Raw genomic sequence first — 18,704 nt, forward strand, 5'->3', positions numbered from 1 at the left:
CGGGACGCCTCAGCAGCGGTCGGACTGGGTGGCGCAGTACTCGTCGAACTCCGCCTCGTAGACCAGGAACTCGTCGTAGGTGTCGGCGAACTTGGTCTCCCCGGTGCGCAGGTCGACCGTGACGTAGTAGAGCCAGTCGCCCTCGGCCGGCGCGGCGGCCGCCGCGATGGCGGCGTCGCCGGGCGCCTCGATCGGGGTCGGCGGCAGGCCGGGCTGCTCGTAGGTGTTGTACGGCGAGTCGGCCACCGACGCGATCTCGTCGGTGGTGAGGCGGGCGATGCCCGACTCACCGAGGGCGTAGTTGACCGTGGCGTCGATCTGCAGCAGACCGGCGGTCTCGTCGTTGTCGGGGCTGAGCCGGTTGTAAATGACCCGTGCCACCTTGGGCATGTCGTCGCCGCGGCCCTCGGCCTCGACGAGGCTGGCGATGGTCATCAGCTCCTGGGGGCTGATGCCGAGCCGCTGGGCCGAGGCCTCGAGGTCGGCGTCGTCGGCGGCCTGGCGCCACCGGGTGAGCATCGCCTGCACCATGCCCTCGGCGTCCTCGCGCGGCGCGAAGGCGTAGGTCGAGGGGAAGAGGTAGCCCTCGGGGTTGCCCTCGGCGTAGTCGGGCAGCCCGAGGTCGGCGAGCAGGCGCCGGTCGTCGAGCACGGCCTCGAGCTCGGCGGTGGTGACCTTGGTCTGCTCGGCAAGGATCGCCACGATGTCGACGACGCGCAGGCCCTCGGGGATGGTGACGGAGTCGGTGATGACGTTGGCCGGGTCGACGAGCACGTCGATGGCGTCGGCCGAGGACATCTCCTCCTTGAGCCGGTAGAAGCCGGCCTGGATGGCCGCGGAGTCGGGGTCGTCGGTGGCGGCGCCGACGCAGGCGTCGACCGAGGCCACGACGCCCTCGTCCTTGAGGTTGCGGCAGATCTGGGTGGAGCTGTCGCCGGAGGCGACCTCGAACTGCACGCGCCCCGAGCCGGGGCCCTCGAAGTCCTCGGGGTCGCTGAACTGGTCGGCGATGAAGCTGCTGGCCCGGTCGTAGACCAGGTAGCCGCCGCCCACGAGCACGGCCAGCGCCACCAGCACCGCGAGGCAGCCGGGCAGCCGGCTGCGCTTCTTGCGACGTCGCCCGCCGAGGTCGGGGGCGCTGCTCAGCGGCAGCGGGGAGTCGTCGTGCTCGGGGTGCTCGGGGTGCTCGGGCTGCTCGGGGTACGCCGCTGCGTGGGCCGCACCGTCGTCCGGGGCCGCGTCCCTGGGGGCGCCGTCCGCGGGGTCGCGGTCGTGCTCACTCATGCTGCTCCTCGACGTCGTCACCGAGGAGCTCGCCGGGAGGGTTCCCGGTGGCGCGCTCGGTGTCCAGTGCGTGCTGCAAGATCAGCACCGCCGCGGCCTGGTCGACCACGGACCGCTGCTTGGGGCCCTTGCGGACGCCCCCTGGGCTGCCGCGCAGCATAGCCTCCGCCGACACGGTGGTGAGCCGCTCGTCGACCAGCCTCACCCGCACCGGGGCCACACGGCGGGCCAGCGTCGCCGCCCACGCCCGGGTCTTGGCCGCGGCCGGACCCTCCCCGCCCGACAGCGACCGCGGCAGGCCGGCGACCACCTCGAGCACCTCGGAGTCCTCGCCGATCTCGGCGATGATGGCCGCGAGGCGGGCCAGGTCGCCCCGGCCCCGCTTGACCGTCTCCACCGGCGTGGCCAGGAAGCCGGTCGGGTCGCTGCGGGCGACACCGATCCGGGCGTCGCCCGGGTCGATGCCGAGCCTGACTCCGTGGCGCACGGCTCAGGCTCCTGCCGTGCGGCCGACCTCGGCGACGACCAGGTCGAGGGCCTCGTCGACGCGGGAGGCGTCGGTGCCGCCGCCCTGCGCGACGTCGGCCTTGCCGCCGCCCTTGCCCCCGACCAGCGGGCCGACGGCGCGGACCAGGTCGTTGGCGGAGAGGCCGCGCTCGCGCGCGGCGTCGTTGGTGGCGGCGACGACGGCGACCTTGTCGTCGACGACACCGATCACGACCACCACGCCGGGCTCGCCCTGGGGCAGCCGGCCGCGCACGTCCATGGCCAGGGTCCGCGCGTCGCCACCCCCGGCGCCGTCGACACGGTGGGCCACGACGTGCACCGGCCCGACCTGCCTGGCCTGGGCGGCGATGGTCTCGCCGCCGGCGAGGAGCTGGGCGAGCCGGGCCTTCTCGACCTCCTTCTCGGCGGCGCGCAGCCGCTCGACGAGGTCGCCGACGCGTCCGACCAGGTCGTCGGGCCGGGTCTTGAGCAGGGTGGTCAGCTGGCCGACGACGTCGCGCTCGCGCGCGAGGTAGTCGAAGCCCTCGATGCCGGTGTGGGCCTCGATGCGGCGGTTGCCCGATCCCACCGACGCCTCACCGGTCACCACGATCGTGCCGATCTGGGAGGAGTGGTCGACGTGGGTGCCGCCGCACAGCTCGCGTGACCAGGGGCCGCCGATCTCGACGACACGGACCTTGGTGTTGTCGTAGGTCTCGCCGAAGAGCGCGATGGCGCCCCAGTCCTTGGCCTCGGGCAGGGTCATGTACTGCCAGCCGACGGGCAGGTCGGCGCGCAGCGCGGCGTTGGAGACCTGCTCGATCTGTCGGACCTGGTCGGGGTCGAGCGCGGTGGTCCAGCCGAAGTCGAGGCGCAGGTAGCCCGGGCGGTTGTAGGAGCCCGACTGCAGCGCCGAGGGGCCGAGCACCTCGCGCAGGGCGGCGTGGACCACGTGCGTGCCGGAGTGCGCCTGCCGCGCGCCGGTGCGCCAGGCGGGGTCGACGCGGGCGTGGAGGGTGGCGTCCTGCACCAGCTCGCCCTCGAGCACCCGCACCTGGTGGACGACGAGGCCGCGCACCGGGCGCTGGACGTCGAGCACCTCGAGCAGCGCACCGTCGGCGACGAGCCGCCCGGCGTCGGCGACCTGCCCTCCCGACTCGGCGTAGAAGGGCGTGCGGTCGAGCACGACCTCGCCGACCTCGCCCTCGCGCAGCACCGGCACGCCGACGCCGCCGGCGAGGACGGCCAGGACGCGCGACTCGGTCTCGAGGGTCTCGTAGGCCAGCCACTCCGTGGGGCCGTGACCGTCGAGGATCCCGCGGTAGACCCCGGTGTCGGCGTGCTGGCCCTTCTTGGAGCGCGCGTCGTCCTTGGCGCGCTGGCGCTGCTCGCCCATGAGGGCGCGGAAGCCCTCCTCGTCGACGCTCAGCCCGGCCTCGGAGGCCATCTCCAGCGTCAGGTCGATCGGGAAGCCGTAGGTGTCGTGCAGCGCGAAGGCCTGGTCACCGGCCAGGCGGGTGCCGCCGGCCTGCTTCACCTGACCCGCGGCCAGGTCGAAGATGTGGGTGCCGGCCTGGAGGGTCTTGCGGAAGGCCTCCTCCTCGGCGAAGGCCACCCGGGAGATGCGGTCCCAGTCGGTGTGGAGGTCGGTGTAGGTCTCGCCCATCTTGTCGCGGCTGACCGGCATCAGCTCGGGCAGCGCCGGGTCCTCGTAGCCCAGCAGCCGCATCGAGCGCACGGCCCGCCGCAGCAGCCGGCGCAGCACGTAGCCGCGGGCCTCGTTGCCCGGGGTCACGCCGTCGCCGATGAGCATCATGCCGCTGCGCACGTGGTCGGCCACGACCCGGAAGCGCACGTCGTCGACCGGGTCGGCACCGTAGCGGCGCCCGGTGAGCTGCTCGGCCATCCGGATCACGGGGAACATGACGTCGATCTCGTACATGTTCTCGACGCCCTGGGTCATGAACGCGACGCGCTCGAGGCCCATGCCGGTGTCGATGTTCTTCTTCGGCAGCGAGCCCGCGATGTCGAAGTCCTCCTTCGAGCGCACCGCGGAGAGCTCGTCCTGCATGAAGACCAGGTTCCAGAACTCCAGGTAGCGGTCCTCGGCGGAGAAGTCGCCGTCGGCGCCGTAGGCGGGGCCGCGGTCGATGAGGATCTCCGAGCACGGGCCGCCGGGGCCGGGCACGCCCATCGACCAGTAGTTCTCCGACTTGCCCAGCCGCGCGATCCGGTCGTCGGGCAGTCCGGTGATCTTGCGCCACAGCGCGACGGCCTCGGGGTCGTCGACGTAGACGCTGGGGTAGAGCCTGGCCTCGTCGAAGCCCCAGCCGCCGTCGGACTGGGGCTTGGTGACCAGGTCCCAGGCCAGCTCGATGGCCCGCTCCTTGAAGTAGTCGCCGAAGGAGAAGTTGCCGCACATCTCGAAGAACGTGCCGTGGCGGGTGGTCTTGCCGACGTCCTCGATGTCGGGGGTGCGCACGCACTTCTGCACGCTGGTCGCCTTGTCGTAGGGCGGGGTCTCCTGGCCGAGGAAGTACGGCTTGAAGGGCACCATGCCGGCGTTGACGAAGAGCAGGTTGGGGTCGTCGAGCAGCAGCGACGCCGACGGGACGGGGGTGTGGCCCGCGCGCTCGAAGTGCGCGAGGAACCTCCGGCGAATCTCCGCGGTCTCCATCAGCTGCCTTCCTGTCCTGGGTGGTGCCGGTCCGCGCTGGTCGCGCGGGCGGCGGTGTCGGTGCTCGGGTCTGTGTCGGTGCTCCGGTCTGTGCCGGTGCCGGTGGGGGTGCCGGCCGCCGGGTCCGCGACGGGCGGCGGGGCGCTGAGCTCCGGGCGGGCGGACCCCTGGAGCGCCCCGCCCACCCGGGCCCGCACGGCGGGCTCGGCGTCGGCGCGGCCCTGGGCGACCTCGTCGCGCAGGATCCGGGCCCCGACCACGGCGGCGCCGACCCGGTCGCGCATGCCGTCGACCGTGAGGGCCTCGGCCACGCGGCGCCCCCGCACCATGGCCCACACGCCGGCGCCGGCCCCTGCGGCGAACCACAGCCCCCGGCTCATGCGGCCCGCCTCACGCCGCGGGCTCCCGCGAGAGGTCGAGGCCGGCGCGCTGCCGGGCCTGCGCGACGCGGCGCGCCTCCCGCTGGTCGGTGCGGCGCTGCTTGCGGGCGCGCTTGACCTCGCGGCGCATCTCCAGCCGCACCCGGTGTCGCACCTCGGGGCCGAGGGCGCGACGCACGCCGGCGGCCAACGAGGCGGCCTGCACGACCGACTCGCGCAGCACGAGGTCGGCGAAGAGGGGCGCGTCGGGGCGCGCGGCCGGCGACGTGCCGTCCGTCCGTGCCGTGGTCTCGTCGACCTCATCGTCGGCGCCGAGGTGGGTGATGACGAACTCCCCCTCCGCCGCCCGCGCCCGCGCCGGGGCGTCGACACGGCGCTCCAGCACCTCGAGGCGCTCGCGCAGCAGCGCGGTCGCCGTCCTCGCCTCCGCCTCGGCCCGCGCCGCGGAGCGTCGTACGCCGCGCAGCGCCAGGCCGGTCGCGACGAGGGCGGCGAGCAGCAGCACGCCCAGAGCGAGGACCACCGCCAGCGCCCACCCCGGCGTGCTCCACTGCTGCGTCATGGTGACCGACCCTATCGCGGGGTCAGCGGCCACGAGCGCGGCCCCGCACCAGCCGCTTGATGCGCTCCCAGCGCTCCTTCACGGCGGCCTCGGCGCCGTGGTCGGTGGGCTGGTAGTAGCTGGCGTCGGCGACGACGTCAGGGGCGTACTGCTGCTCGGCGATGCCGAAGGGGGCGTCGTGGGCGTAGACGTAGGACGTGCCGTGGCCCAGCTTCTTGGCGCCGCCGTAGTGCGCGTCGCGCAGGTGCGAGGGCACGGGCCCGATCCTGCCCGCCTTCACGTCGGCGCTCGCGGCGGCGATCGCGGTGGTGACGGCGTTGGACTTCGGGGCCACCGCCAGCGCGATCGTGGCGTGGGCGAGGTTGAGACCCGCCTCGGGCATGCCGATGAGCTGCACGGCCTGGGCGGCGGCCACCGCGGTGGTCAGCGCCGTGGGGTCGGCCAGGCCGATGTCCTCGCTGGCCAGGATGACCAGCCGCCGGGCGATGAAGCGTGGGTCCTCCCCCGCCTCCATCATCCGCGCCAGGTAGTGCAGCGCGGCGTCGGCGTCGGACCCGCGCACCGACTTGATGAAGGCGCTGGTGACGTCGTAGTGCTGGTCGCCCTGGCGGTCGTAGCGCACCGCGGCCCGGTCGACGGCGGTCTCGGCCGTCGCGAGGTCGACGACGCTCGTGCCCCGGGCGGCGGCGGCGCCGGTGGCCGCCTCGAGGTAGGTCAGCGAGCGCCGGGCGTCGCCGCCGGCGAGCCGCACGAGGTGGTCGAGGGCGTCGTCCTCGACGGTGAAGCGCCCGCCCAGCCCCCGCTCGTCGGTGAGCGCGCTGCCCATGACCCCGCGCACGTCGTCGTCGCTCAGCGACTCCAGGCGCAGCAGCAGGCTGCGCGAGAGCAGCGGCGAAATGACGCTGAAGAAGGGGTTCTCCGTGGTCGCGGCCACCAGCGAGACCCAGCGGTTCTCCACCCCGGGCAGCAGGGCGTCCTGCTGGGCCTTGCTGAAGCGGTGCACCTCGTCGACGAAAAGCACCGTCTCCGCGCCGCCTCGGGCCAGCTCGGCGCGCGCGGCGTCGATGGCCGCGCGCACCTCCTTGACCCCGGCCGAGACCGCCGAGACCTCGACGAAGCGGCGGTCGGTGGACTGGCTGACGATGGAGGCGATCGTCGTCTTGCCCGTGCCGGGCGGCCCCCACAGCAGCAGCGACAGGGAGCGCTGGTCGTCGATCAGCTGGCGCAGCGGCGAGCCGGGCTCGCGCAGCTGCTGCTGGCCGACCAGCTCGTCGAGCGTGCGCGGGCGCATCCGCACCGCCAGCGGCGCGGCCATGCCCTGCTGGGCCGACAGCGAGCCGCCGCCCCCTCGGGGAGGGGACGGCGGACCGGTGTCGAAGAGGCCCTCAGGCTCGGCCAAAAGTCCTGGTGTCCAGGTCGAACCAGGTGTCGTCGTAGCCCGGCTTGTCGGTCAGGTCGGGGCTGGGGCTCGCCCCGGGGTCGGGGTTGCCCTGGTGGTCGACGCCCAGCATGCCCGCGGTGAGCGGCTCGTTGGGGTGCTGGCCCAGCGCGCCCGGGAAGTGGCAGGCGACCTTGTGCTTCTTGCCGATCTGCAGCAGCGGCGGCTCGAGGCGCGCGCAGATGTCCTGCGCGATGGGGCAGCGGGTGCGGAAGCGGCAGCCCGAGGGAGGGTTGATCGGGCTCGGCACGTCGCCCTCGAGCTGGATCCGCTCGCGGCGACCCCCGATCGCGGCCTGCTTCACGTCGGGCACCGCGGAGAGCAGCGCCTGGGTGTAGGGGTGGCGCGGCTGGTTGTAGATGCTGTCGCGGTCGCCGATCTCCACGATCTTGCCGAGGTACATCACGGCGACCTCGGGGCAGAAGTGGCGCACGATGGCCAAGTCGTGGGCGATGAAGAGGAACGCCACCCCGAACTCGCGCTGGATGTCCTGGAGCAGGTTGATGACCTGGGCCTGGATCGACACGTCGAGGGCCGAGACCGGCTCGTCGGCCACCAGCAGCTTCGGGTTCAGGGTCAGCGCACGGGCGATGCCGATGCGCTGGCGCTGGCCGCCGGAGAACTCGTTGGGGAAGCGGTTGTAGTGCTCGGGGTTGAGGCCGACGATCTCGAGGAGCTCCTTGACCCGCGGCAGCACCTGCTTCTCGGGCACCACGTTGTGGATGCGCAGCGGGGTGCCGATGATCGAGCCGACGGTGTGGCGGGGGTTCAGCGAGGTGTAGGGGTCCTGGAAGATCATCTGGATCTCGCGGCGCAGCGGCTTGAGCTTGCGCTCGGGCACCGAGGCGATGTCCTCGCCCTCGAAGCGGATGTGGCCCGCGGTCGGCTCGTAGAGCCGGGTGATGAGGCGACCGGTGGTCGACTTGCCGCAGCCCGACTCCCCCACCAGGCCCAGCGAGCCGCCGGCCTTGACCTCGAAGGAGACACCGTCGACGGCCTGGACGTCGCCGACCTTGCGGTGGATGAGCCCGGAGGACTTCACCGGGAAGTACATCTTGAGGTTCTCGACCGACAGCAGCGTGCGGGCGTCCTCGGGGTTCTCCGACGCCGCGTGCGCCGCGACGGGCTCGGGACGGGTGGCGAGCTGGTCGCCGTTCTCCGTGGTGGACATCAACGCTCCTCGTCGACGAGATCAGGCGCGATCTCAGGCAGGATCTCGGTCTGGTAGATGGCCTCGGGGTCGGCGAGGTGGCACCGCTTGAGGTGGCCCATCGACCGGTTGCCGGGCACCAGCTCGGGCAACGTGGTGGTGCACAGGTCGCCGGGCACCTTGTCGCGGTGGGTGCACCGCGGGTGGAACGCGCAGCCGGTGGGAGGGTTCAGCAGGCTCGGCGGGTTGCCCGGGATCGGGATCAGCTTGGCGGAGGTGTCGCCCACGACGTCGGGCACGCTGGACAGCAGCCCCCAGGTGTAGGGCATCTCGGGGTGGGTGAGGATCTCCTTGGTCGGGCCGTACTCCACGCCCCGACCGGCGTACATCACCAGGGTGTCGTCGGTCATCTCTGCCACCACGCCGAGGTCGTGGGTGATGATGATGACCGCGGAGTTGAACTCGCGCTGGAGGTCCTGGAGCAGGTCGAGGATCTGCGCCTGCACGGTCACGTCGAGGGCCGTGGTCGGCTCGTCGGCGATCAGCAGCGACGGGTCGTTGACCAGGCCCATCGCGATCATCGCCCGCTGGCGCATGCCGCCGGAGAACTGGTGGGGGTAGGAGTCGACGCGCTGGTCGGGCTGCGGGATGCCGACGCGGTCGAGCATCTCGACGGCCCGCTTGCGCGCGACCTTCTTGCTGACGTCGTGGTGCACGCGGTAGGCCTCGACGATCTGGGCGCCGACCGTGTAGTAGGGGTGCAGCGCCGAGAGCGGGTCCTGGAAGATCATCGAGACCTCCCGACCGCGCAGACCACGCATCTCCTTCTCGCTGAGCTGCAGCACGTCCGTGCCGCCGACGCGGATCTGACCGCTCACCTGCGCGTTGGAGCCGTGGAAGAGGCCCATGATGGCCGAGCTCGACACCGACTTGCCGGAGCCCGACTCCCCCACGATGCCGAGGGTCTTCCCGCGCTCGACGGAGTAGCTGAGGCCGTCGACGGCCTTGACGACGCCGTCGCTGGTCGGGAAGTGGACCTTGAGGTCCTCGACCACCAGCAGCGGCTCGCCCGCCCCCGCCGGGCGGGGTGCCGGACCGGTCTGGGTCGTGGCAGACATCGAGGTGCTCCTTATCCGAGCCGGACGCGGGGGTCGATGACCGCGTACAGCATGTCGACGATGATGTTGGCGGTGATCACGATGGCGGCGACAAGCAGCACGATCCCCACGATGAGCGGGAGGTCGAAGCGGGCGATCGCGGTCACCGACAGCTTGCCGACACCGTTGTAGTTGAAGACCGACTCCGTGATGATCGCACCACCGAGCAGGCCGGCGAGGTCGAGCCCCGACAGGGTCACCAGCGGCGTGAGCACGGCCCGCAGGGTGTGCTTGCCGATGACCGTGCGCTGGGGCAGCCCCTTGGCCCGGGCGGTGCGGATGTAGTCCTCGGTCTGGGTCTCGAGCACGAAGGCCCGGGTGATGCGGATGTAGCCGGCCATGTAGACCAGGGCCAAGGTGATCGCCGGGAGCATCAGCGAGGAGGCCCAGGCGAACACGCCCCCGTCGGCGATCGAGGTGTAGGCGGGTTTGTCCACCAACCCCCATCGGATCGCGACGTAGGTCAGGAAGATCTGCCCGACGAAGAACGTGGGGAAGGCGAAGGCGATCAGCGAGACCGCCACGATGCCGCGGTCGAGCACGCGCCCCTTGAACAGTGCGGCGACCACGCCGAGGAGGACGCCTCCGATGATCCAGATGACGAAGGCCGCGAGCGCCAGTGACACCGAGACCGGGAGCTTGTCGGTGATGAGGTCCCGCACGTTCTCGCCGTAGCCGGTGGAGTAGCCCAGGCAGGGGGCGTCGCACTCGGTGACCAGCTCCGGGGCGGCCTCGCGCAGGGCCTCGTCGTCGGGGAACTCGCGACCCACGACGACGCCCTCGGCGAACTTGGCCCACTGGGTCGTGATCGGCTCGTCGTAGCCGAGCGCCGCCTTGGTCTGCTCGAGCTGCTGGGCCGTGCACTTCTGCCCGCACGCGTAGCGCTCAGGGGTGCTGGAGCTGGCGTAGAACAGGAGGAAGGTGACCATGCTCATCACGACGAGCAGCAGCGCACCGCTGAACAGGCGTCGAAGGGCGTAAGCGAACACGTTCACCTCAGGAGTTCTCGTCGGTACGCGACGCGGCGGTGACCGCGTCGTGCGAGGGGCCGGGCGGTGGCCCGGCACGCGGCAGGAGTGCCGCCTCGCGGGACCGTGCGGCCCCGCCCCCTGATGGGGGGTGGGACCGCACGGTCGGTGCGTGTCGTCGACACGCGGTGCTGCGGGTGGTGCCGTCACCCGGGAGCGGCGGCGGTGCTGCGGTGGTGCTGCGGTGGTGCTGCGGTGGTGCCTGCTCAGGGAGCAGGGGTCACTGCGCGTCCTCGGCCACGGCGATGACGCCGAGGTCGGGGTAGCCGCTCGTGGACACCGAGTTCACGTAGTTCTCGATGCCCGAACCGCGCAGGTAGTAGAAGTTGGTGGTGTCGAGCGGGATGTAGGCGACGTCGTCGGCGAGGAGCTGGTCCAGCTGGCCCCACAGCTCGTTGGCGGCGTCGAGGTCGGTCTCGGCGAGCGCCTCGTCGATGAGGGCGTTGGCCTCGTCGCTGTCGTAGTTGCCGTAGTCCTGGCCGTTGGAGTTGGCGGTCAGGTTGATGCGGCTGTCGAACAGCGGCGGCAGGACCGTCGAGATCGAGGGCCAGTCAGCACCCCAGCCGCCCCAGATCAGGTCGGACTCGGAGTCGGGCTTCTGGATGGTCTCGTAGTACGGGCCCGAGGGGTCCAGACCGTCGAGGGTGACGTCGAACCCCGCCTGGTCGTAGGTCTCCTTGAGCGCGGCGAACGCGTTCTGGGAGGCCTCCGAGCCGATCGGGTAGGTCAGGGTGATCGGGTACGGCGTGTCGACGCCGGCCTCCTCGAGCAGCGCCTGGGCGCCCTCGATGTCACCGCCCTCCTCGGAGCCGAAGGTGTCGAGGGGCTGGTGGCCCGGCACGTCGGGGCTGACGATGGTCAGCGCCGGCGACGAGGCGTTCTCCCCGCCGAGGGCGCCGATGTAGGCCGCGCGGTTGGTCGCGAGGGCGAGGGCCTGGCGGACCTTGACGTCCTCGATCTGGTTGAAGTTCGGCACCAGGTAGTTGGTGAACGGCGACTGGATGTTGACAGCGCGCTCGGCGACGTCGCCGGTGATCTCGGGGTACTGCGCCGCCGTGACGTTGGTGGCCGCGATCGCGGTGGTGTCCTCGCCCTGGTCGGCGATGAGGCGCTCGATGATCGTCTCCGGCTCGATGCCGACCTCGAAGGTGATCTCGTCGAAGTTCGCCTGGCGGTTGGTGTCCTCCTCGCCGTCCCACTCGGGGTTGCGCACGAAGGTGCCGCCGGAGTCCTCGTCCCACTCGCCGTCGAGCATGTAGGGGCCGCTGGAGAAGGGCACCAGGTCGGAGCGGTCGCCCTTGTCCTGGTCCTCGCGCACCGGGTCGAAGGCGCGCAGCGAGGCGATGGCCAGCGGGAAGTCCGGCCACGGCTTCTTGAACTTGTAGGTGATGGTGTTGCCGTCGCAGGAGACCGCCTGGTCGAAGAGCTCCTGGCCCTCACCGGTGTAGGGGCCCTTGTACTGCGAGGAGCCGTCGTCGGCGGTGGGGACGTCGAGGTAGCCGATGATGTAGTTCGGGCCGCCGGTGATGACGTCGGTGGCGAAGGTGCGCGACGCGCCGTAGGCGAAGTCCTCACACGTGATCGGCTCGCCGTCCTGCCAGACCGGGCCATCCTTCAGCGTGAACTGCCACTCGGTGGCGTCCTCGTTGGAGGTGCCCGTGTCGGTGGCGAGGTCGGCGATCGGGGTGGTGCCCTCGGTGGCGTCGGTCGTGCCGCTGGGGAACTGCACCCAGCTGCGGTAGACCAGGCGGCCCAGGTTCGAGATGTCACGACCGACGTAGACGCGCTGGGGGTCGAGGTGCTCGGTGACCGACGTCTGCAGGTAGGTGATGGCGCCACCCTTGGTGGCCTCGGTCACCTCCTGGTTCGACTGGTCGCTGACGTCGTCGCCGCCGCCACCGCTGCCGCCGCCACAAGCGGCGAGGCTGGCCGCGACGACCGCGGACGACGCCAGGGCGACGAAACGCTTCGGGGTCCTACCCATGTGATTTCTCCTTGTGTTCTCGCCGGGGTCGGCGCGTCTTTCCTGCGGAAAGTCCTGGGGCGGGCTCGCACCCGCCGGGGAGGTCGGCTCAGCGACCGGCCTTCGGGTCGAGCGCGTCGCGCGCGCCGTCGCCGAGGAGGTTGAACGAGATGACGATGGCGGCGATGAAGATCGCGGGGGCGAAGAAGAAGATGGGGTCGGTGCTGGCGTAGAGGAGTGCGCCGCGCAGCACGTTGCCCAGGGTCGGCGTCGGCGCCTGGATGCCCACTCCGAGGTAGCTGAGGGCGGCCTCGGCCGAGACGTAGGCCGGCATCAGCAGCGTGAAGTAGACGAGGATCGGGGCCCAGAGGTTGGGCAGGATCTCCTTGAAGTAGATCCGCCGGCGCGAGGCGCCCATGAGGCGGGCCGCGTCGACGAACTCGCGCTCGCGGATCGACAGCACCTGCCCGCGGATGAGTCGCGCCACCGGCGGCCAGCCGAAGGCCGAGAGCACCAGCACGATGTAGAGACCGTTGACGAAGGCTCCGTCGGGGCCGTTCGGCACACCGATGTCGCGCATCCGGTCCACGACCACGCCCGAGAGCGCGAGGAGCATGAGCGTGCTGGGGAAGGACAGCGTGAGGTCGATGAAACGACCGATGACACCGTCGACCACGCCGCCGGTGAACCCCGCGATGATCCCCAGCACGGTGCCGATCATCACGGTGATGATGGCCCCGGAGACGGCGATCGTCATCGAGAGCGTCATGCCCAGGAGGATCCGGGAGAGCAGGTCGCGTCCCGTGCCCGGCTCGACACCGAGGGGGTGCGACAGCGACACCCCGCCCGCGGGGCCGATGGGCAGGCCACCGCTGATCAGGTCGACCAGGTCGGGGTTGAAGTCCTGCGGCTTGAGGACACCGATCCACACCAGGATCGGCGTCGCGATGGCCGTGACCGTGAAGAGCACGACGACGAGGAAGGCCGCCATCGACAGCTTGTCCTTGCGGAAGCGGGCCCAGGCCAGCTTGGCCGGCGAGCGGCCCTCCACCGCGACCCGGCCCTCGGCCTGGTCGTCTCCCTGGGGCTCGTGGAACTCCGAGTCGCCGGGCTGCTCCACGCTCGATGCCGTCAGGCTCACCGAGTCACCTCTCCACTACGAACACTGGACACGGTGCAGGGCCGGAGCCCTGCGCCGCGAGCGACTCTATGTGCTCGGTGCCCCACCGACGGTCAACCGCGAGTAACGATCTGGTCTCGGCAGTCGAGACGGCTCGCCGGTGGGGCGCGTCCGGTGGATCAGGCCTGGGCCGGGACGTCCTTCGCGGGCGGGCCGTCGACACCGGCCTCCTTGCGCTGCTCGGCGGTGATGGGCGCAGGCGCCGCGGTGAGCGGGTCGAAGCCGCCGCCGGACTTCGGGAAGGCGATGACGTCGCGGATGGAGTCCGACCCGGCGAGCATCGCGCAGATGCGGTCCATACCCACGGCGATGCCGCCGTGCGGCGGGGCGCCGTACTTGAACGCGTCGAGCAGGAAGCCGAACTTCTCCTGGGCCTCCTCCTCGCTGAGGCCCATGACGGCGAAGACCCGCTTCTGGACGTCCTCGCGGTGGATACGGATCGACCCGCCGCCGAGCTCGTTGCCGTTGCAGACGATGTCGTAGGCGTAGGCCAGCGCGTTGCCGGGGTCGGTGTCGAAGGTGTCGGCGAACTCCGGCTTCGGACCCGTGAAGGCGTGGTGCACCGCCGTCCAGGCCCCCGCGCCGACGGCGACGTCGCCGCTGGCCACCGCGTCGGAGGCCGGCTCGAACATCGGGGCGTCGACGACCCAGGTGAAGGCGAAGGCGCTCTCGTCGATCAGGCCGCCGCGGCGCCCGATCTCGAGGCGGGCGGCGCCGAGGAGCGCCCGGCTGGGCTTGGGCGCGCCGGCGGCGAAGAAGATGCAGTCGCCGGGGGCGGCACCGACGTGGGCGGCCAGCCCGGCCTTCTCCTCGTCGGTGATGTTCTTCGAGACCGGGCCGGTCAGCGAGCCGTCGTCCTGCACCAGCACGTAGGCCAGGCCCTTGGCGCCGCGCTGCTTGGCCCAGTCCTGCCAGGCGTCGAGCTTCTTGCGGGGCTGGCTCGCCCCGCCCGGCATGACCACGGCACCGACGTAGGGCGCCTGGAACACGCGGAACGGCGTGTCGGCGAAGTAGTCGGTGCACTCCACCAGCTCCAGGCCCATGCGCAGGTCGGGCTTGTCGGAGCCGTAGCGTCGCATCGCGTCGGCGTAGGTCATGCGCGGGATCGGTCGCGGGATGTCGACGTCGATGAGCTTCCACATGGCGGCCAGCACGTCCTCCATGAGGGCGATGACGTCCTCCTGGTCGACGAAGCTCATCTCGATGTCGAGCTGGGTGAACTCCGGCTGGCGGTCGGCGCGGAAGTCCTCGTCGCGGTAGCAGCGCGCGATCTGGAAGTAGCGCTCCATGCCGGCGACCATGAGCAGCTGCTTGAACAACTGCGGGCTCTGCGGCAGGGCGTACCAGCTGCCGGGCTGCAGGCGGGCGGGCACCAGGAAGTCGCGGGCGCCCTCGGGGGTGCTGCGGGTCAGGGTCGGGGTCTCGACCTCGATGAAGCCCTGCGCGTCGAGCACGTCGCGGGCGGCCTTGTTGACCTTGCTGCGCAGGCGGAGGGCGGCGGCGGGGCCGGCGCGGCGCAGGTCGAGGTAGCGGTGGCGCAGTCGCGCCTCCTCCCCCACGTCACCCGAGCCGTGGCCGGTGTCGTCGATGGGGAAGGGCAGCGGGGCCGCGGCGTTGAGCACCTCGAGGTCGGAGACGATGACCTCGATCTCGCCGGTCGGCAGGCCGGGGTTGGCGTTGCCCTCGGGGCGCGCGGCGACCTCGCCGGTCACCTTGAGGCAGTACTCGCTGCGCAGGCTGTGGGCGACGTCCTCGTCGCGCACGACGACCTGGACCACGCCGCTGGCCTCGCGCAGGTCGAGGAAGGCCACGCCGCCGTGATCGCGTCGGCGGGCCACCCACCCGGCGAGGGTGACGGTCTGGCCGACGTGCTCGGCGCGCAGGGCGCCGGCGTCATGGGTGCGGATCACTTCGTCATCTCCTGTGGGTCGTGCGAGGTCACCTGCGGTCGCAGGTCCTCGTGGGGCGGGGTCCAGGCGGCGGGGTCGGCCGTCACCTGCTCCCCGGATCGGATGTCCTTGACCTCGTGGCCGCCCTCGGCGGTGGTGAACCACACGAAGGGGATGCCACGGCGCTCGGCGTAGCGGATCTGCTTGCCGAACTTCTGCGGGCTGGGCGAGACCTCGCAGGCGACGTCGCGTGCACGCAGGGCGTCGGCGACGGCCTCGCTCGCGGCACGCGCCTCGGGGGCGTCGTCGACCAGGGCCACGAGCACGGCGCTGGGCACCGAGCGGTCGGCCACCAGCCCGGTGCGCGAGATCAGCGGCACCAGCACCCGGCTGACGCCCAGCGAGATGCCCACGCCGGGGTAGGTGGTGCGGCCGTCGGTGGCCAGGGCGTCGTAGCGACCGCCGGAGCAGATCGAGCCGAGCGCCTCGTGGCCGCGCATGCGGGTCTCGAAGACCGTGCCGGTGTAGTAGTCGAGGCCGCGCGCGATCCTCAGGTCGGCGACCACCTCGACACGGGGGCCGACCAGGCTCGCGCAGCCCTCGACGACGGCCGCCAGCTCCGTGAGGCCCTCCTCCAGCAGCGGGTGCTCGACACCGAGGTCGCGCACCTGCTGCACGAAGGAGGTGTCGGTGCTGGAGATCTCCGCGATGGCCAGGCAGCGACGGGCGAGGTCCTCGTCGAGCCCGCCCTCGACGAGCAGGGCGGCCACGGCCTCGGGCGACTGCTTGTCGAGCTTGTCGACCGCCGTCATGGCCGGGGCCGGGTCGTCGAGGCCCAGGCCGAGGAAGTAGCCCTCGAGGAGCTTGCGGTTGTTGACCTGGAGCCGGAAGCCGGGCAGGAAGTCGATGCGGCGCAGCGCGTCGAGCATCACCCGGGCCACCTCGACGTCGTGGTGGAACGACAGCGTGTCGCGCCCGACCACGTCGATGTCGGCCTGCGTGAACTCGCGGTAGCGGCCGTCCTGGGGGCGCTCGCCGCGCCACACCTTCTGCACCTGGTAGCGGCGGAAGGGGAACTCCAGCCTCCCGGCGTTCTCGACGACGTAGCGCGCGAAGGGCACGGTGAGGTCGAAGTGGAGGCCCAGGCCCGCGTCCTTGCCGCCCTCCTGCTCCTGCAGGCGACGCAGCACGTAGACCTCCTTGGAGGTCTCGCCCTTGGTCAGCAGCTGGTCGAGCGGCTCCACCGCGCGGGTCTCGATGCCGGCGAAGCCGTGCAGCTCGAAGACGTGGCGCAGGGTGTCGACCACCTGCTGCTCGACGACGCGCTGGGCAGGCAGCAGCTCGGGGAACCCGCTGAGCGGGCGGATCTTGGCGTTCATCGGCTCTAGAGACCTCGGGTGACGCGGGCCGGGCCGTCGGTGTCGCCGTCGGCCAGGTCCAGCAGGTAGGGGTTGGTGGCGCGCTCGCGCCCGATGGAGGTCTGCTCGCCGTGACCGGGGAGCACGACCACGTCGTCGGCCAGGGGCAGCACCTTGCTGGCGAGGCTGCGCAGCATGGTCGGGTGGTCGCCGCCGGGCAGGTCGGTGCGACCGATCGAGCCCGCGAAGAGCAGGTCGCCGGAGAACATCACCTCGGAAACCTCGGGCTGCCCCGCCGCGGCGGCGTACGGCGTGCGGAAGGTGACCGACCCGGCGGTGTGGCCCGGGGTGTGGTCGACGACGAAGCGCAGGCCCGCGAGCTCGAGGTGCTGGTCGTCGGCGAGCTCGCGCACGTCGTCGGGCTCGGCCCACTCGTAGGACTGCCCGAGCAGCATCCGGCTGGTCTCGGGCGACATGCCGGCCATCGGGTCGCTCAGCAGGTGGCGGTCGGCCGGGTGGATCCAGGCCGTGGCGTCGTAGCCCCCGGCCACCGGGGCCACGCACCACATGTGGTCGAGGTGGCCGTGGGTGACGAGGACCGAGACCGGCTTGAGGCGGTGCTCGCGCACGACCTCGGCGACGCCGTCGGCGGCGTCCTTGCCGGGATCGACCACGACGCACTCCGCCCCGGGCCCGGTGGCCACGACGTAGCAGTTCGTGCCCCAGGGGCCTGCGGGGAATCCGGCGATCAGCACGCCCTCACCCTAGCGAGGCTCCCGGGCCCTCGTCGCACCGGTTTGGCGGGCGCCTCGGCCCCCGCGGCCACGGTCTGACTAGCATGGGGCCTCGCGTCCACCGAGTGACCACCGAGTGACACCGAGACCGAGGGAACCGCAGTGACGAGCGAGCAGTGGGGCCGCGTCGACGACGACGGCACCGTCTACGTGAAGACCGCCGACGGGGAGCGCTCCGTGGGGCAGTACCCCGAGGGCACGCCCGAGGAGGCGCTGACCTTCTTCACCGAGCGCTTCGCCGCGCTGACCTTCGAGGTGGAGCTGCTCGAGCAGCGCATCAAGTCGGGGGTGATGTCGCCCGAGGAGGCGACGGAGTCCCTCGGCAAGGTGCGTGCGCAGGTCACCGACGCCAACGCCGTCGGCGACCTCGCCTCCCTCGAGGCCAGGCTCGACGCGCTCGCCCCGGTGCTCGAGCAGCAGCGCGAGGCCCGGCGCGCCGAGAAGGCGCAGCGCTCCGCGGAGTCGAAGGCGGCCAAGGAGAAGCTGGTCGCGGAGGCCGAGAAGCTCGCCGAGGGCACCGACTGGCGCAACGGCGCCAACCGCCTGCGCGACCTGCTCGAGCAGTGGAAGGCGCTCCCCCGCATCGACCGCGCCTCCGACGACGCCCTGTGGCGCCGCTTCTCCACCGCCCGCACGGCCTACACGCGCCGCCGCAAGAGCCACTTCGCCGAGCAGAACGAGAAGCGCGAGTCGGCGCGCGTGGTCAAGGAGCGGCTGGCCACCGAGGCCGAGGCGCTCGCCGACTCCACCGACTGGGGCCCGACGTCGGGCCGCTACCGCGACCTGATGCGCGACTGGAAGGCCGCCGGCCCCGCGCCCAAGGACGCCGACGACGCGCTGTGGAAGCGCTTCCGCGGCGCCCAGGACACCTTCTTCGGTGCGCGTGACGCCGCCAACGCCGCGCTCGACCAGGAGTTCGCCGGCAACGCCGTCGTCAAGGAGCAGATCCTCGTCGAGGCCGAGGCGCTCGTGCCGGTCACCGACCTCGACGCCGCCAAGCGCACCTTCCGCGACCTCGCCGACCGGTGGGACGCCGCCGGCAAGGTGCCGCGCGACCGGATGAAGGAGCTCGAGGGCCGCATGCGCGCGGTCGAGCAGGCCATCCGCGGGGTCGAGGACGACCAGTGGAAGCGCTCCGACCCCGAGAAGTCGGCCCGCGCCTCCGACATGGTCGCCAAGCTCGAGTCGGCCATCGCCCAGGTCGAGGCCGACCTGGAGAAGGCCCGCGAGAAGGGCGACCAGAAGAAGGTCGCCGACCTCGAGGACAACCTGGCCTCGCGCCGACAGTTCCTCGACATGGCCCGCCGGGCCAGCGCCGACTTCTCCGGCTGACCTCGGTCGGCCCCGGCTGAGCGCGG

15 protein-coding genes are annotated in these 18,704 nt (G+C 72.0%); 1 reads left to right on the top strand and 14 read right to left on the bottom strand.

Annotation, left to right across the window (positions count from 1 at the left end; all coding sequences use genetic code 11):
- Positions 1-9: 9 nt before the first annotated feature.
- The 14 genes from mltG to ASF50_RS09715 all read right to left on the bottom strand — a co-directional run bounded on the left by mltG (position 10) and on the right by ASF50_RS09715 (position 17,307).
- Positions 10-1,284 carry an endolytic transglycosylase MltG gene (gene mltG / locus ASF50_RS09650; protein ID WP_056904364.1) on the bottom strand — a complete coding sequence of 425 codons (1,275 nt, stop codon included), beginning with the start codon at positions 1,282-1,284 and terminating at the stop codon, positions 10-12.
- The gene (gene ruvX / locus ASF50_RS09655; protein ID WP_056904365.1) at positions 1,277-1,771 is read right to left on the bottom strand and encodes a Holliday junction resolvase RuvX; all 495 of its coding nucleotides are present in this window, start codon (positions 1,769-1,771) and stop codon (positions 1,277-1,279) included. The genes mltG and ruvX overlap by 8 nt, the downstream gene beginning before the upstream one ends.
- A 3-nt stretch (positions 1,772-1,774) precedes the next feature.
- On the bottom strand, positions 1,775-4,447 hold the full coding sequence (alaS, locus tag ASF50_RS09660; protein WP_056904366.1) for an alanine--tRNA ligase: 2,673 nt from the start codon (positions 4,445-4,447) through the stop codon (positions 1,775-1,777).
- Positions 4,447-4,827 (bottom strand): DUF6167 family protein, encoded by a 381-nt coding sequence (locus tag ASF50_RS09665; RefSeq protein WP_156718232.1) that lies wholly within the window; start codon positions 4,825-4,827, stop codon positions 4,447-4,449. Before ASF50_RS09665 ends, alaS begins: the two co-directional genes overlap by 1 nt.
- A gap of 10 nt (positions 4,828-4,837) precedes the next feature.
- Positions 4,838-5,389 carry a hypothetical protein gene (locus tag ASF50_RS09670; protein ID WP_056904367.1) on the bottom strand — a complete coding sequence of 184 codons (552 nt, stop codon included), beginning with the start codon at positions 5,387-5,389 and terminating at the stop codon, positions 4,838-4,840.
- Positions 5,390-5,411: 22 nt separating this feature from the next.
- Positions 5,412-6,788: a replication-associated recombination protein A gene (locus ASF50_RS09675; protein WP_235557627.1), complete on the bottom strand. Its 1,377-nt coding sequence runs from the start codon at positions 6,786-6,788 to the stop codon at positions 5,412-5,414.
- Entirely contained in the window at positions 6,775-7,998 is a 1,224-nt protein-coding gene (locus ASF50_RS09680) for an ABC transporter ATP-binding protein (protein WP_056862772.1), read from the bottom strand. Before ASF50_RS09680 ends, ASF50_RS09675 begins: the two co-directional genes overlap by 14 nt.
- Positions 7,998-9,095 (bottom strand): ABC transporter ATP-binding protein, encoded by a 1,098-nt coding sequence (locus tag ASF50_RS09685; RefSeq protein ID WP_056862771.1) that lies wholly within the window; start codon positions 9,093-9,095, stop codon positions 7,998-8,000. The genes ASF50_RS09680 and ASF50_RS09685 overlap by 1 nt, the downstream gene beginning before the upstream one ends.
- Before the next feature lie 11 nt (positions 9,096-9,106).
- The gene (locus tag ASF50_RS09690; RefSeq protein WP_228943334.1) at positions 9,107-10,129 is read right to left on the bottom strand and encodes an ABC transporter permease; all 1,023 of its coding nucleotides are present in this window, start codon (positions 10,127-10,129) and stop codon (positions 9,107-9,109) included.
- 253 nt (positions 10,130-10,382) lie between these two features.
- The gene (locus ASF50_RS09695; protein WP_056862770.1) at positions 10,383-12,146 is read right to left on the bottom strand and encodes an ABC transporter substrate-binding protein; all 1,764 of its coding nucleotides are present in this window, start codon (positions 12,144-12,146) and stop codon (positions 10,383-10,385) included.
- Positions 12,147-12,234: 88 nt separating this feature from the next.
- Positions 12,235-13,266 carry an ABC transporter permease gene (locus ASF50_RS09700; RefSeq protein WP_056862769.1) on the bottom strand — a complete coding sequence of 344 codons (1,032 nt, stop codon included), beginning with the start codon at positions 13,264-13,266 and terminating at the stop codon, positions 12,235-12,237.
- A gap of 158 nt (positions 13,267-13,424) precedes the next feature.
- Complete coding sequence (gene aspS, locus ASF50_RS09705; protein WP_056904368.1) at positions 13,425-15,215, bottom strand: aspartate--tRNA ligase; 1,791 nt, start codon at positions 15,213-15,215, stop codon at positions 13,425-13,427.
- Complete coding sequence (gene hisS / locus ASF50_RS09710; protein WP_056904369.1) at positions 15,212-16,573, bottom strand: histidine--tRNA ligase; 1,362 nt, start codon at positions 16,571-16,573, stop codon at positions 15,212-15,214. The genes aspS and hisS overlap by 4 nt, the downstream gene beginning before the upstream one ends.
- 5 nt (positions 16,574-16,578) lie before the next feature.
- Positions 16,579-17,307 carry an MBL fold metallo-hydrolase gene (locus ASF50_RS09715; protein WP_056904370.1) on the bottom strand — a complete coding sequence of 243 codons (729 nt, stop codon included), beginning with the start codon at positions 17,305-17,307 and terminating at the stop codon, positions 16,579-16,581.
- A gap of 141 nt (positions 17,308-17,448) precedes the next feature.
- Here ASF50_RS09715 and ASF50_RS09720 point away from each other — a divergent pair, with 141 nt between their 5' ends.
- Entirely contained in the window at positions 17,449-18,678 is a 1,230-nt protein-coding gene (locus ASF50_RS09720) for a DUF349 domain-containing protein (RefSeq protein WP_056862765.1), read from the top strand.
- Positions 18,679-18,704: the final 26 nt, after the last annotated feature.

Origin of the sequence: Nocardioides sp. Leaf307, from assembly GCF_001423135.1 — a bacterium.
Classification (GTDB): domain Bacteria; phylum Actinomycetota; class Actinomycetes; order Propionibacteriales; family Nocardioidaceae; genus Nocardioides; species Nocardioides kribbensis.